Annotated in this window: 10 protein-coding genes; 8 read left to right on the plus strand and 2 right to left on the minus strand. The window is 56.2% G+C overall.

Annotated elements, in window-relative coordinates:
* Positions 1–332: 332 nt before the first annotated feature.
* Positions 333–6,428: an alpha-2-macroglobulin gene (locus tag KHU33_RS00170; RefSeq protein ID WP_211460509.1), complete on the plus strand. Its 6,096-nt coding sequence runs from the start codon at positions 333–335 to the stop codon at positions 6,426–6,428.
* Between the two features lie 41 nt (positions 6,429–6,469).
* Positions 6,470–8,851 carry a penicillin-binding protein 1C gene (pbpC, locus tag KHU33_RS00175; protein ID WP_211460510.1) on the plus strand — a complete coding sequence of 794 codons (2,382 nt, stop codon included), beginning with the start codon at positions 6,470–6,472 and terminating at the stop codon, positions 8,849–8,851.
* Between the two features lie 228 nt (positions 8,852–9,079).
* Here the strand turns inward: pbpC and KHU33_RS00180 are convergent, their stop codons facing one another.
* Both KHU33_RS00180 and KHU33_RS00185 read right to left on the minus strand, forming a co-directional pair.
* Positions 9,080–9,862, minus strand: a complete 783-nt coding sequence (locus KHU33_RS00180) for a septal ring lytic transglycosylase RlpA family protein (protein ID WP_230413965.1) — start codon at positions 9,860–9,862, stop codon at positions 9,080–9,082.
* Positions 9,859–10,143: an HU family DNA-binding protein gene (locus tag KHU33_RS00185; RefSeq protein WP_211460568.1), complete on the minus strand. Its 285-nt coding sequence runs from the start codon at positions 10,141–10,143 to the stop codon at positions 9,859–9,861. The genes KHU33_RS00180 and KHU33_RS00185 overlap by 4 nt, the downstream gene beginning before the upstream one ends.
* A 226-nt stretch (positions 10,144–10,369) precedes the next feature.
* Between KHU33_RS00185 and KHU33_RS00190 the strand changes: the two genes are divergently transcribed.
* From KHU33_RS00190 to KHU33_RS00210, 6 genes are all read left to right on the plus strand, one after another.
* Complete coding sequence (locus KHU33_RS00190; protein ID WP_211460511.1) at positions 10,370–10,732, plus strand: hypothetical protein; 363 nt, start codon at positions 10,370–10,372, stop codon at positions 10,730–10,732.
* A gap of 624 nt (positions 10,733–11,356) precedes the next feature.
* Positions 11,357–11,674 carry a hypothetical protein gene (locus KHU33_RS00195; protein WP_211460512.1) on the plus strand — a complete coding sequence of 106 codons (318 nt, stop codon included), beginning with the start codon at positions 11,357–11,359 and terminating at the stop codon, positions 11,672–11,674.
* 102 nt (positions 11,675–11,776) lie between these two features.
* Positions 11,777–12,778, plus strand: a complete 1,002-nt coding sequence (locus KHU33_RS00200; RefSeq protein ID WP_230413966.1) for a hypothetical protein — start codon at positions 11,777–11,779, stop codon at positions 12,776–12,778.
* Positions 12,779–13,250: 472 nt separating this feature from the next.
* Positions 13,251–13,937, plus strand: a complete 687-nt coding sequence (locus KHU33_RS00205; RefSeq protein ID WP_211460513.1) for a hypothetical protein — start codon at positions 13,251–13,253, stop codon at positions 13,935–13,937.
* Positions 13,934–14,068, plus strand: a complete 135-nt coding sequence (locus KHU33_RS26645) for a hypothetical protein (RefSeq protein ID WP_268907098.1) — start codon at positions 13,934–13,936, stop codon at positions 14,066–14,068. The genes KHU33_RS00205 and KHU33_RS26645 overlap by 4 nt, the downstream gene beginning before the upstream one ends.
* Positions 14,058–14,909: a TPM domain-containing protein gene (locus tag KHU33_RS00210; RefSeq protein ID WP_211460514.1), complete on the plus strand. Its 852-nt coding sequence runs from the start codon at positions 14,058–14,060 to the stop codon at positions 14,907–14,909. The genes KHU33_RS26645 and KHU33_RS00210 overlap by 11 nt, the downstream gene beginning before the upstream one ends.
* Positions 14,910–14,913: the final 4 nt, after the last annotated feature.

Consider the following 14,913-nt stretch of genomic DNA (forward strand, 5'->3'; position numbering starts at 1 on the left):
CTTCGGGCCAGTTGTAAATTCTGCGTATACGGCTATAGTTCGCATAGACCGGAAGGCGGATCCGGTTGAGGTACTGCCCCCGACCCGCGCCATCCATGCCAAGGGGGCAGTCCAGGTATGGTCCACGAGTTGCTGAGGCGGGGGCTACGCGGCGAATAATGGACCGCGGCTGACGCGCCGCACGGCATCCATGTGCGTAACAAGCGACGCTACCGGGTCACGATCGACTTGACCACGGGTGCAAAAAATTGGGGTAAAGCCATCCAGCTGCATGTGAGACCACGACAGCTGCGCAAAGGTTTTTGTATCTTTAGAGAGGGAGTATTTTTATAATGCAGCAAGCAGATGATGCAAAAAGCAGTGCCAACAAACTATTGCGTTTTTTTTCTTCCGTTCCCGCTGTCATTTGTAAAATCCTGCGCCCGCTCTGGATGCTAGTCATATGGCTTTTGAACCTGGTGTTCGGCAAAATTTCATGGCAGGCTCCTGGTTGGGCAAGCTGGAGCAGACGCAAGGGGCAGGTGGCTATTTCCGTTGTGCGCCGCAAGCCGAGCTATTTCCTGCTTGGTTTGCTGTGCGTGCTGCTGCTGACCGGCGGGGGCTGGTACGGCTACCACTGGTGGCAGGCGCAGCCGAAGCCGGTCGAAGTGGTGTTCAAGGTGAACAATCCGGGGCGCACCGAAATCGAGCAGGAAGATCCTGCCAACCGCTTGCCGAAGCCGCTGCGGATCAGCTTCGATCATTCAGTGGCAACCTTGGCCGGCGTCGGCAAGGATGTGGCTGAGGGTGTCACGGTCAGTCCGGCGATTGCGGGGGTGTGGCATTGGAACGACGACAAGACGCTGAGTTTTGCGCCGGCGGAAGACTGGCCTGTCGGCAGTGAGTTCCAGGTCAGCTTCGACAAGAAGCTGTTCAGCCCGGAAGTGCGGCTGGCGCAGTACGATACCAAGTTCAGCAGTCCTCCTTTCAAGATCGATGTCGCGCGTTCCGAGTTCTATCAGGATCCGGTCAATCCCGCCGTCAAGCAGGCGGTGATCGAGTTGCATTTCAGCCACCCGGTCAATTCCGCAGAACTGGAAAAGCGGATCGAATTACAACTCGAGCAGCAATCCGCCGGTGTGCTAGGTATCGGCAAGGAAACCACGCCATTCACCGTCGGCTACGACAAGCTGAAGCTGAGCGCTTACATCCGCTCGGTCAATTTGCCGATTCCGAAGGACAGCAGCAGCCTCAGCTTTACCCTCGACAAGGGCGTGCCGGCAGCGCGTGGCGGCACGCCATCTGGCAATCCGCTTGGCGCAAAAATCGCGGTGCCGGGACTGTATAGCCTGGCGATCACCGATATGACGCCGCAAGTCGTGACCAACGACAAGAACGAGCCGGAGCAGGTGCTGTTGCTCAACACCACTGCCACCGTGCATGAACGTGAAATGAAAAAGGCGATCAGCGCCTGGGTGCTGCCGAAAACCCATCCGGACAGCAACGGCGTGTTGAAACCGGCCAGCGACGACGACACCCCGGAAGAGTGGGATGTCAGCGAAATCACCCCGGCGATCCTGAAGCAGTCGACCCGTCTGGCGCTGGAACAAATCCCGGCCGAACATGAATTTACCGATGTTCACAGTTTCAAATACCACGCCGATGTCAGTGCGCAGATATATGTGCAGGTCGAGGCCGGTGTGAAATCGTTCGGCGGCTATGTGCTGGGCAAGACTGACCGCCGCGTGGTGACGGTGCCGCCGTTTCCGGCGGAACTGAAAATTCTCAGCCAGGGCGCATTGCTGACCATGAGCGGCGAGAAAAAGGTTGCGGTGCTGGTGCGCGATCTGCCCGGCGTCAAGATAGAGATCGGGCGGGTGTTGACCACACAGTTGCAGCATCTGGTGTCGCAGTCCGACGGCAATTTCGCCAATCCGGAATTTTACGATCGTTTCGGCCCTGATAATCTGACCGAGCGCTTCGAGTCGAAGATTCCGCTGCCTGATCTGGAACGTGGCCGCGCACATTATGAAGCGGTCGACATGAACCAGTACCTGAAAGGCGATGCCGAAGGCGGCGCCCGCCGCGGCGTGTTCCTGTTGACAGTCACGGGTTATGACCCTGCGGCGGAGGCGCGCGCCAAGAAAGAAGAAGCCAGGAACCAGCGCCAGCCGGGCGAACCGGCAGCGGACGATAATGCCGCAGATTGCGGCGACAATTGCGGCGACCAGGGCAACGCCAATGGTGAAAATGGTGACAGCGGCAACGATGCACCGCCGGAAAGCAAGGTCGACAAGCGCCTGGTGATTGTCACCGATCTCGGCATCCTGGTGAAGAAATCGCTGGATGGCTCGCAGGACGTGTTCGTGCAGTCGATTTTCAATGGCAAGCCGGTCGATGGCGCAACGGTCGATATCGTCGGCAAGAACGGCGTCACCTTGTTTTCGCAAGCCACCGACGCCGCTGGGCGCGCTCATTTCGCCAAGATCGAGGGCCTGTCGCGCGAACGCGCGCCGTTGATGGTGCTGGTCAGGAAAGCAGGCGATCTCAGCTTCATGCCGTTGAACAAGACCGACCGGGCGCTGGATATGTCGCGCTTCGATGTCGGCGGCATCAAGAATGCTGCCGTGGCAGACCAGGTCTCAGCCTATCTGTTCAGCGACCGCGGTATTTATCGTCCGGGTGACACCTTCCACATCGGCATGATTGCCAAGTCGGCCAATTGGGGCGGTAGTATCACCGGCTTGCCGCTGGAAGCCGAAGTGCTGGATGCGCGCGGCCTGACTGTCAAGCGCGAGAAAATCAAGCTGCCGCCTGGCGGCTTCAGCGAGTTGTCCTACACTACGCAGGAGAGCACGCCGACCGGCACTTATAACGTCAACTTGTATCTGGTGCGCGACGGCAAGGCCGGCGCCCAGGTCGGCAGCATCAGCGTCAAGGTACAGGAATTCCAGCCGGACCGGATGAAGGTGACGGCCAAGTTCAATGCCGCAGCCAGCGAGGGTTGGCTCAATCCGAAAGACCTGAAGCTGCTGGTCAATGCGCAGAATCTGTTTGGCACTGCGGCGGAAAACCGCCGTGTCACTGCCGAGTTGACCTTGAGTCCGGCATTCCCGGCGTTCCGACAGTTCCCGGATTACAAGTTCTACGATCCGCAGCGGGCCAAGGATGGCTATAGCGGCGAACTGGGCGACCAGACTACCGATGACAAGGGCGATGCAGTTTTCGACCTCGGCCTGTCGAAGTACGCCAAGGCCACGTACCGCTTGCAAGTGCTGGCGCGCGCCTACGAGCCGCAAGGCGGGCGCGGTGTGGCGGCGGAAACAGCGACGCTGGTATCGGAGTTGCCGTACCTGATCGGTTTCAAGGCTGATGGCGCGCTCGACTTCGTGTCGCGCGGCGCGCATCGCACCGCATCGATTATCGCGCTGGATCCGAAAGCGCAGAAGACTGTGGTGTCCGGTCTGACCTTGCAGCAGATCGAGCGCAAGTATGTCTCGGTACTGACCAAGCAGCAGGACGGCGGTTACAAGTACGAATCGCGTAAGAAGGAAATTCTGCTGAAGGAAACGCCGTTGGCGATTCCCGCTGCGGGCTTTAGTTTGACGCTCGCTAGCGACACGCCGGGCAACTTCGCTTATGTGATTCGTGATGCCCAGGGCCTGGAATTCAACCGTATCGAATATGCGGTGGCCGGGCAGGGTAATGTCACGCGCAGCCTGGAGCGCAACGCCGAGCTGCAACTTACTTTGAACAAGAAGGATTACGTGCCTGGCGACGATATCGAAGTCAGCATCCGCGCGCCGTATGTCGGCGCCGGCCTGATCACGATCGAGCGCGACAAGGTATTTACTCATCAATGGTTCAAGACCGACACCCTGGCGTCGGTGCAGAAGATCCATTTGCCGAAGGTTTTCCAAGGCAACGGCTATATCAGCGTGCAGTTCATCCGCGATCCGTCATCGGATGAAATTTTCATGAGCCCGTTGAGCTATGGCGTGGTGCCGTTCGCCACCAGCCTGGCGGCGCGCACCAACAAGCTGACCTTGAATATGCCGGACCTGGTCAAGCCGGGGCAGCCATTGAAGATCAAGCTGTCGTCTGCGCAGCCGACGCGGGTGGTGGTGTTTGCGGTCGACGAAGGCATCTTGCAGGTGGCGCGTTACCAGATGGCCGATCCGCTCGGTTTCTTCTTCCAGAAAAAGATGCTGGAAGTGCGCAGCTCGCAGATTCTCGACCTGATCCTGCCTGAGTTCAAGAAACTGTTAGCAGGCAGTGCGCCGGGCGGTGACGCCGAAGGTGCGCTGGGCAAGCACTTGAATCCGTTCAAGCGCAAGCATGATAAGCCGGCAGTGTACTGGTCGGGAATTGTCGATGTCGACGGCGACAAGGAGTTCACTTACCAGGTCCCGGATACCTTCAACGGCAGCATGCGGGTGATGGCGGTGGCGGTCAACGACAATACAGTTGGCACGGCACAGGGGAAGACGCTGGTGCGCGGCGATTTCGTGATTTCGCCGAACGTGCCGCTGGCGGTGACGCCGGGCGACGAGTTCGATGTCAGCGTCGGCGTTGCCAATAACGTGGCCGGCTCCGGCAAGGATGCACCGGTGACGTTGACATTGAAAACCTCGCCGCACCTGCAGGTGGTCGGCAGCGATACGCAGACACTGAAAATCGGTGAAATGCGCGAAGGGGTAGCAACCTATCGGGTCAAGGCAGTCGACGGTGCGCAGGCGATGCTGGGTTCGGCGACGCTGAATTTCACGTCGACGCTGGGCAGTAACGCCAGCAAGACCAGCAAGCTGGCCACCGATGTCTCGGTGCGGCCGCCGGTGGCGCGCTACACGCAACTGACTTTGGGTAATTTCAATGGTTCGGTGGACGTGCCGTTGAAGCGTTCGCTGTATCCGCAATACCGGCAGCTGGAGGCTGGCGTGTCGTCATTGCCGCTGGTGCTGGCAGGCGGTTTGTCGAGTTACCTGGCTAACTTTAGTCATCTTTGCAGCGAGCAAATGATCAGTCAGGCGGTGCCGGCGCTGGTCTTGTCCAAGCGCCCCGAGTTCGGTAAATCAGACCTCAAGCTGCAAACCGCACGCAGCTTCGACGATGCGCTGAAGGTGTTGCGCACGCGGCAAAATGCGGAAGGCGGATTCGGCTTGTGGGATGCGTCGGTGCAGGCCGACGAATTCGCCTCGATCTATGCGCTGCACCTTTTGCTGGAGGCGCGCGAACGCGGCGAGGCGGTGCCTGCTGACATGTTGCAGAAGGGCCTGGATTACGCACAAAAATTAGCGGCCAGCCCGGCCACCGGCCTGCCGCAATTGCGCGTGCGCGCCTACGCCGCATACTTGTTGACGCGGCAGACGGTGGTCACCACGCCGATCCTGACCAGTATCCGTGAGACGCTGGAAAGCCGCTATCCGAAAGACTGGCAGAACGACTTGGCTGCAGCTTATCTGGCAGCGTCCTACCAGTTGCTGAAGCAGGATCGCCTGGCCAGTAACCTGATCGACAAACAGGTGGCGCAACTGGTCAAGCCGGGTCAGTCGTTCGGCTACGACTATTATTACGATCCGTTGATTCGCGATGCGCAGGTGCTGTACCTGCTGTCGCGCCATTTCCCGGCGCGGGTCAAGGCCTTGCCGCCGACGGTGATGACGGCGCTGGTCAAACCGGTGGCGGATGGCAATTTCAACACCTTGTCGAGCGCTTACCTGATCCTGGCTTTCGATGCCTACGCCACGGCAATGGGGCCGGATGCGCTGGGCAAATTGTCGATCACTGAAATCGACGCCAGCGGCAAGCAACGGCCGCTGACTTTGCCCAACAACCTGGTGCCGCGCATGGCCTTTACGGCAGGAACGGCCAAGCTGCGCTTCGGCAGCGACAGCAACCTGCCGGCCTATTACGCGGTGACTGAAACCGGTTTTGACAAGGCGCCGCCGAAAGAGGAGCTGCGTTCCGGCATGGAAGTGCTGCGCGAGTTTGTCGGTCGCGATGGCAAGCCGGTTACATCGGTCAGCGTCGGCGACGAGCTGACGGTGCGCCTGAAATTCCGCACGGTGGGGCGCGATTATGTGCCGAACGTGGCGCTGGTGGACTTGACACCGGGTGGCTTCGAGCCGGTGCTTGATACACCGTCTGAACCAGCTGCCGGTACCGCCGAGGGCAGCGCCGCACAGAGCACCCAGAATGCGGCGCTGGCCGGTTTGGCGGGCGCCAAGTCGAACTGGAATATCGCCTACGCCGATGTGCGTGAAGACCGGGTGGTGTTCTATGGCACGGTGGGCAAGGATTTCGGTGAGATCACCTATCGCATCAAGGCCACCAACAGCGGTCGTTTCACGGTGCCCCCGGCGTATGCCGAATCGATGTATGAGCGTAATGTGCAGGCTCGTTCGGCGGCCGGCCAGAGCCTGACGGTGGATGCGCCGGGCAAGAAGTAACATGGCAGAGAGCAGTAATTGCGGCCGGAGTGTGGCATAGAATGTTGACTGGAAAATCAGTGGCAGTCATGGTGCGTCGTCATCGGTGGATGTTGCTCGGTATCGCCGTGGCTGCACTGCTGTTGATCGGTTTGCGCCTGTGGCCGCATGCACCGCTGCGGGCCGCGGTCAGCACGTCTACTGCGGTCTATGCCAAGGATGGCCAGTTGTTGCGTCTGGCGCTGGCGCCGGATGAGCAGTATCGGCTGTGGGTTGCGTTGAGCGATATCGATCCGCGCCTGGCGCAAGCGGTGCAGCTGTACGAGGATCGCTGGTTCTACTGGCATCCCGGCATCAATCCGGTGGCGCTGGGAAGGGCGGTTTCGTCAACCTATGGCGGCGGCATGCGCCTGGGCGCGTCCACCATCACGATGCAATTGGCGCGGCGCCTGTACGGTATCCAGAGCCAGAATGTCGGTGGCAAACTGCAGCAACTGGCGGCAGCAGTGTGGCTGGAGGTACGCTACAGCAAGCGCGAGATACTGGAAGCCTATCTGAACCTGGCGCCCTACGGCGGCAATGTCGAAGGAGTGGCGGCGGCGAGTCTGATCTATTTCCACAAGCGCGCTGAACACCTGACCTTGCCAGAAATCCTAACTTTGGCGGTGATCCCGCAAAATCCATCCAAGCGCGGCGGCATGTCGCGCCTTGGTGGCGGCTTGCAGCATGAGAAAACCCGCGACCAGGCGCGCCGCCGGCTGGCGCAAATCTGGCTCGGCCAGTACCCCGATGCACGCCGCTACCAAGCTGATCTGGAGGCGCGGGTCCCGCTGTATTCAACCAGCAGTGCGCCATTCCTGGCACCACATGTCAGCGACTATCTGTTGCGCACCAAGCCTGCCGGTGAGATCTGGTCGAGCATTGACCTGCAACTGCAGGACACGCTGGAGCGTATTCTCGCCCAGTTTGTCGCCAATCATCGCGGCGTCGGCGTCAATAACGCGGCGGCGATGCTGATTGACCGGGGCAGCGGCGAGGTGCGGTCGGTGGTCGGCTCCGCCAATTATTTCGATCCCGGCATCGATGGCCAGGTCAACGGCACGCAAGCCAAGCGCTCGCCCGGCTCGACCCTGAAACCGTTCATCTACGGCATGGGACTCGACCAGGGCCTGCTGCATCCGATGACGATCCTGAAAGATGCACCAACTACCTTCGGCCCCTTCAGCCCGGAGAATTTCGACGGCCGCTTCGTCGGTCCGATCGCGGCCCAGGATGCGTTGGTGCGCAGCCGTAACATCCCGGCGGTGGCGCTAGCCTCGAAACTGGCGCAGCCCAGCCTGTACGAATTCCTGCAGCAGGCCGGAGTCAGCAAGCTGGCTTCGGAAAAGCATTACGGATTGGCGCTGGCGCTGGGCGGCGGCGAGCTGACCATGGAGGAACTGGCGCGCCTGTATCTGATGCTGGCCAGTGGCGGCGTGCTGCGGCCGTTGCATTATGAACGGCAGGCGCCGGATGCGCGCGAGGCGCACCAAGAAAACAAACGTCTGCTGTCGGAAGAAGCCGCCTTCATCACGCTGCAAATGTTGCAAACCAATCCGCGTCCCGATACCGGTGAACCGGGCGCGCCAGCCATTGCCTGGAAGACCGGTACATCGTGGGGTTTTCGCGACGCCTGGAGCGCCGGCGTGTTCGGCAACTATGTGCTGCTGGTCTGGGTCGGCAATTTCGACGGCAGCGGTAATCCGGCTTTCGTCGGTGTGCAAACAGCGGCCCCGCTGTTTTTCAAGATTGTCGACAGCATGCTTGCGCAACGGCTCGATTCCGGAGTATCCCTACCGGCTCCGCAGGCGGTGCCGGCCGGTGTTAAACGGGTCGAAGTTTGTCGCGCCAGCGGCGACCTGCCAAACGACTTATGCAAGGACCGGGTACAGACCTGGTTCATCCCCGGTAAATCGCCGATCCGCATCAGTAACCTGCATCGCGCCGTCAGGATCGACAACCGCACTGGCCTGGCGACCTGTACGGACGGGCCGTTTACCCGCACCGAAGTGTTCGAATTCTGGCCGACAGACATGCAACGGCTGTTCCGCGAAGCCGGCATGCCGCGCCGCCAGCCGCCGACCCAGCCGGATTGCAGCCAGCTCAACACGCAGCAGCAAGGGCCGCAGCCGACGGACGACGATGGTCCGTCGATCATTTCGCCCAACAGCGGCGCCACCTATACCTTGCAACTCTCGAAAATGACACCGATCGCGTTGCGCGCCAACGCCACCTCGGCGCAGGATATGCTGTTCTGGTTCGCCAACGGCGGCCTGATCGGCAAGGCGCGCGCCGTCGACAGTCTTGGCTGGTTGCCGGGTGCGCCAGGCCGTTACCAGCTGCGGGCGATCGACCAAGAGGGACGGGCGGACGGCCGTGAGGTCGAAGTGGAGTTTATTCCTTGATGCGATTGTGTGATCACCTAGAGGCAATAGTCCTGCTGTTCATCCTGCGGACTTATCAAGAGCGCCTGAATTACTTACGTGGTTGGAAACGATGGATTTGGGAACCCGCTTGATTGCGTTTTTTCCAGTGATGTCATGGCCCAGATAACATTCAGAACTAGACATTTCCCGCAGCAGCGCAATTTCATCTATCTGAAAAATCCTAGCTTGGCGATCTGGGCGAATCGATCATTTTCCGTCGTGCTGAGTCTTCTGTTGTACTTCATCTGCTGACTCATAGTTGGCGCCAACCGATGAACGAATATCTTCTCCCGTCGACACATCGATTCCTTCATCGAGTTGACGGCGCACCCAACTGACTTCGCTATACGATAACCGGCGGACTTCGACCTGCGTGGTGCCACTGTGGACGAAACCGAGTTGTTTCGCCGCAGCGTAAGAGACATCGAGAATCCGTTTGCTGCGATATGGCCCGCGGTCGGTCACCTTGAGCAGCGCTACCTTGTTGTTGCGGACATTGCGCACCAGTACCCAACTGAGCAGTGGCAGATGGGGATGTGCCGCCGTCATTGAATACATATTGAAGCGTTCACCGTCCGCCGATTTATGTCCATGAAAACCCGGACCATACCAGGAAGCCGTACCGCGCTGGACAACGGTGCCGAGATCGGGGCGCAAGCGCATACCTTCATCGAGACGAAGGCTTTGATCGGATGTTACTGTATGTTCGTTCGACAGGTCTTGATCGCTGGATGCATCAGGAACTGATGGCGGCATCGATTCGCTGTAGAAAAAAGAATTGGGGATGGAACTTGAAATGGCGGCTGTCCCGTCGACTGCTGGCGCATCTTCCGACATGCGATGCACAGAAGGTTTGTCCGGGGGCGTATCCGCCCCGGCAGGGATGATCGCTGAGGCTGCCAGCAATAAAATGAGATGGCGGGCGAGCAAGAATGGCGACCAAAACGAGCGAGCCCCTGGCGTGATTTCAAGCGGCTTGCCTGACATCATTTCTTCTTTTTATTCACGGCGTTTTTGAATCCCTTGCCAGCCGTGAATTTGACGGTTTTAGCGGCAGCAATCTTAATCTCTTCACCAGTGCGTGGATTGCGGCCAACGCGTGCGGCGCGTTTGCCTGAAGAAAACGAACCGAATCCGATCAATTGCACGGTATCGCTTTTGGTTACGGCCTTGATCACATGGTCTATTACCGAATCCAGCACGCGTTGGGCACCGGCTTTCGAAATGTCGGCATCGGCGGCAATGGCGTCGATCAATTCAGTCTTATTCATAGCGTTACTTCCTATAAAAATGTGAGTTGCAAATTCAAACGGCGTATCCGCTTTAAATCGGCAGCCTAGGTGAGCGTACAGTCTATTGAAAGAACGATTGTCAAAGTATGGATTTTTCAATTGTTCACATTGCTGGGTCAACAGCTTTTAACTTGCTCACGTTATCGAGGCATGTAGGAAGAGCCTACATAAGAAGTGCCTACAATCACCAAAGGATGGATACACCATGAACAAGCTTATTTCCGCCGTCGTTGTCGCAACGTTTGCCATCGGTACTGCATATGCTCAAATCCCAGCTAAAGTGGACGTCAATGCCATGGCAAATGGCGCAGTCGATGCGGCTAAGACCTCTGCAACTACAACCGCTAAAACGGCGGCGACCAATGTCGCAAGCAATGCAACATCGGCTGTTGCCGCTCAAGTGGATGCCAAAACAAACCACGTTGGCGCTCTGCCGGTGAGTGCGCCATCTGCTGCCGTAAAAAAGGCTGCGGACAATGACAAACTCGTGAAAACCACCGCGCATAAAAAACATATGAAAAGGCATCACAAGAAATCATCTGCCGATGCGACGAAGGCGGGAGTTTGATTGTAAAAAAATCGTTGATGTGAAAAAGGCCCTGCAGCATTGCAGGGCCTTTTTATGTCGGTTGTCTGGATCAGACGTGAAAACAGCCAAGGTTGAAGCCAAAGCCGACGTCAAGACGGATGCCAAAGCATCGGATACCTAGAGCAAAAAAGTGAAAGCCCATCATAAAGCTGCAAAGGCCAAGGCGAAAGCACCTTTCGCTGAAACCAAGGTAGATCCGAAGGTGGATACCAAGGCAGTCGCGCCTAAGTAATCAAATCAATTACCATCGAAGGAGACAGGTTTCGACCTGTCTCTTTTTTTTCGACGAAATATTCGATTGCGGTAGTTATAGACATATTAGCGCTTTTAAAGCCCGCAAAAATCTGATTTTTTGCGAGACGAATCAACTTCTCCGCTCGGTACCCAACCCCAACTTCTTCAACACGCAGCCTATCCCGCTATCGACCATCTCATCAGCCGTGCTACGTAAGCGCCGGGCCATATTTGTGACTGAGATTTGACAATGGCTGACACATTTCCAATTTAAAAGAAGTTACATTGACGGATTACATGGCGCATCGGACGTTGCAAGCGTATAGCTTGAAGCTCCGTTTATCAACCCATGATGGAGTCAAATCGATTATGAGCATCAATACTTTCCCAGACCCGTTCGAAAGCAAAAAACTCGATGAGCCGGTAGCTTACGATCCAGGTCATCTGCTGGACGCATTGATCGAAAAACTACGATTAAAAAACGATGCTGCATTGTGTCGCCGGCTTGGAATTCGTCAATCAATAATCAGTAAAATCCGACATCGTCGTTTGCCGGTAGGGGCATCAATCCTGATCCGGATGCATGAAGAGAGCGAACTGACAATCGCTGAATTACGTGCACTGTTGGGGGACCGTCGCAAGAAATTCCGGATCAGCGACAAGCAATTTAAGCCTAAACAAGATTGATGGTTTGACAGAGTAATTGATGATGACAAACACCAACGCTTCGTAGTTTTGTTGAGCTAATTAAATTAGCGTTGACTTGCAGTGAAAAATTATTGAGAAAAAATGTCAGAATTGCCGGAAAAATCCCCACACGAAAAGCCTGTTTTAGAAAATACCCCCTCAATATCGTCACGGACCGCACCGACCAGACATTGGTTTCGTTATGCTGTCTATGCGATGGCTCTTCTTGGTGCTCTGCTGGTCGTGTTTGCGATATCTCTGATTGTGATAGGTCGCATGCGGCCCAAGCATGTCTCCATTGATGAGACTGAAATCATTGATTCCGTGATGTCGCGCGCCTATGGCAAATACTCTGACGAGCACAAAGGATGGCTTTTTGTAGGGCGAGGAAATAGGACGTATCTGGTTCGTGTAATACAACAGGCCAAACCTGAAGATGGTCCCAACGGTGATGAACTCTATTTTGTCGCCAGCGGCACTCCTATGGATGGCATGCCAGGAGCACTATATGGTGTATTTCACGTACAGGCCGGCGACAAGAGCGACGCTGAAAAGCTCGTCGAAATCAGTTCCCCTTATCGTTACGAAGGGGATCAGCCGGTGACGCCAGAGAAGGTTCACTTTGAGGCATTGAGCGAGAATGTCTGGGCTTGGGTCATTAAAGTGCAGTACGGTTTAGATCCAAAAATGTCGTCGGTTCAGATTAATAATGTTGTGCTCGCCCCGCACGAAAATTCAATAGCGTTACTTGCGACGTTTAAAGCTTCGTTGGAAACTGATCCAGGAATCGACTGTGGAGACGCTAACAATCAATATCAAACTTGGCTAAAACAATCGAACGAACTGAACACCGTTTCAACAACACCTATCGCTAATGAACAAACGTCAGAATATGAAGATAATGAGGGAGATCAAGACCCAGTTCGCTGTGATAAGGTTCGATGGACCTATCGCACTGATCCTGTCGCCGGGACGATACCCGTTCCCCTGCGTATCACAGCCAAAGGAATGAAAGACGGGGCAATGCTCGAAGAAAAGACCTGGAAAGTGGTCTTTGACAATAAGCACTTTATTTATAACGTGCCGGGCGAGCTCGCTAAATGACGCTTTTATGCGCCTGCGCTTGGGTCTTCTTATAGAAGTTCACGAATCAACGTGCCAGGCAGATGTCAGCAGGGGTGAGGTAGCTGGGTAATGCCTAACAATGACACCTCGACTACTTCAATTTTCTACTCACTATGATGAGTAGGATTACCCGATGCGCGCCAGCATGCGACGGCTCTCGCCGTCGACGCAGCGGAGTGTGTCGAGTGACGAAACAGATCGAAGCATGAGAGGGAATTGACGATGTCTGACACATTTCAAATTCAAAAGAAGTTACATTGATGCGTCAATTTCGCTTCTTTATCACTATGGGAAAATATACCCAACACACCGTCGATCGTTGGGAGAACAACCTTCATTTGCAGTCAGCGCACTCTGAGATGGCACAACGGGACAGCGGCGCAGTTGCAGATGAAATTGGGCGTCTTACTTCTATCTTGACTTTGGCATACATTTTTATCGGAGAGAGTCAATGACTCGAGGAATTTATCTGGCATTTCTTTTATTGCTCGTTTCGAGCACAAGTGTTCAGGCCCAAATGAAGTTATTAAGTGATGAAGACTTAAATGACTGCGGCGTGATGATGGGGAAAAAGAAAGCAAAAATATTTCGTGCCGCATTACAAGAATTGCGTGCTTCAGTTGATGAGCCGGACAAGCAAATCCTTTACGCACAGATTGCCAGCAATCGATTTGCATGCTTTGTAGAAGAAATTTCTGGTAACGCTGGCTGGTCAACAACCATGGAAGCGCAAGACGGCAGTAGAGAAACGATTTCACCTGTAGTGAACAAGTTGTCTGCTCATGCAGATGCTGTTAGTGCGCTGAAAGAGTCTGTCAAGGCGCTCCAAGCCGCTGCGCTATTTGACCCGGTGTACGGGATTCCTGCCGTAGAAAACACACTGCATTATCAGGACGTACTCCCAACGGATTATGAAGGATCTTATGTTTTGTTAGCGAATGCTAAGGTCATCTATTGCGAGTATCAACGACCCAAAGGGGCGAAGCAGGACTGGAGCCTTCTGTGCAAAGATGCGAAAAGCCTGCAAATGCAACTCATCCCAAAGCTGGACAAATCCAGGCGCGGTGAATTGGATGCCAGAAGCGCCGAGTGGGCGCATGGTTTTGCCCAACATGCCAATTACCGAGCGCTGAAATGATGGTGTTCTCGGCCAACCAGACCGGCGCCGCAATGAATTACGAGGTCAAGCCACCGTTGACGGTGGATAACGAGAAGGCCATATCGATTTCGCCAGACGTCGATTGCGGCGGCAAAAATAATGCTTCATAGCGCTATATCCGCTCTGTCGCGGTTGACGTTGGCGTGGTGGTTCGCGCTGTTAACTGTGTGGGCCCTGTCGGCCGCGGCGCAAACCATGGCGACGCAGATGACGGTGCCGCCATTGCAATCGCATATCACCGACCTAGTCGGCATGCTGCAGCCGGACCAGCACGCCACGCTGGACGCTGTGCTGGGCCAGTACGAAGCCCGGACCGGCAGCCAGATCGCGGTTCTGCTGCTCAGCAAGACCGAACCGGAAGGCATCGAGGATTATGCGGTGCGGGTTGCCGATGCCTGGCAGCTGGGGCGCAGGGGCATCGACGATGGCGTCATCCTGCTGGTAGCCAAGGACAATCCCAAAGCGCTGCGGCGCATGATGATATTGAGCGGGCGTGGTGTGCAAGGCTCGTTGACCGACGCCCAGTCAAAGCGGATTTTGCAAGATATCATCGCCCCATATTTTGTCAAAAACGATTATTACGACGGCCTGACCGCCGGGGTTTCGGCCATCATGCCGTTGCTGGACAGCGAGAATTTTGCGCCGCCAGCTCAGGTGGCACAATCGGTAAAACCATCTTCCGATTGGATTTTTTGGTTGATACCGCTGGGCTTCATGGCCGCGATCATGTTTTTTTTCCTTGCGCGTCGCAGCGGACATTCGAGCCATTTCCTTGATAGTAATAGCTGGGGCAATGCCTCTGGCGTCATTGTGAATGGTGTGCTGAACACGACGGTAGATTTCATCATTGATAGCATATTCAGCCAGGGAAGCAGCGGCGGGAATTCTGGCAGTAACTATTCCGGCAGGGGTGGTGGATTCGATGGTGGCGGTGCGTCGGGAGACTGGTGATGAG

Source organism: Collimonas silvisoli (assembly GCF_018305005.1).
Taxonomy (GTDB): domain Bacteria; phylum Pseudomonadota; class Gammaproteobacteria; order Burkholderiales; family Burkholderiaceae_D; genus Collimonas; species Collimonas silvisoli.

Coding starts and splice junctions, on each gene's coding strand:
- KHU33_RS00170 (WP_211460509.1), top strand. CDS start 333: ATGCAGCAAGCAGATGATGCAAAAAGCAGTGCCAACAAACTATTGCGT.
- pbpC (WP_211460510.1), top strand. CDS start 6,470: ATGTTGACTGGAAAATCAGTGGCAGTCATGGTGCGTCGTCATCGGTGG.
- KHU33_RS00180 (WP_230413965.1), bottom strand. CDS start 9,862: ATGATGTCAGGCAAGCCGCTTGAAATCACGCCAGGGGCTCGCTCGTTT.
- KHU33_RS00185 (WP_211460568.1), bottom strand. CDS start 10,143: ATGAATAAGACTGAATTGATCGACGCCATTGCCGCCGATGCCGACATT.
- KHU33_RS00190 (WP_211460511.1), top strand. CDS start 10,370: ATGAACAAGCTTATTTCCGCCGTCGTTGTCGCAACGTTTGCCATCGGT.
- KHU33_RS00195 (WP_211460512.1), top strand. CDS start 11,357: ATGAGCATCAATACTTTCCCAGACCCGTTCGAAAGCAAAAAACTCGAT.
- KHU33_RS00200 (WP_230413966.1), top strand. CDS start 11,777: ATGTCAGAATTGCCGGAAAAATCCCCACACGAAAAGCCTGTTTTAGAA.
- KHU33_RS00205 (WP_211460513.1), top strand. CDS start 13,251: ATGACTCGAGGAATTTATCTGGCATTTCTTTTATTGCTCGTTTCGAGC.
- KHU33_RS26645 (WP_268907098.1), top strand. CDS start 13,934: ATGATGGTGTTCTCGGCCAACCAGACCGGCGCCGCAATGAATTACGAG.
- KHU33_RS00210 (WP_211460514.1), top strand. CDS start 14,058: ATGCTTCATAGCGCTATATCCGCTCTGTCGCGGTTGACGTTGGCGTGG.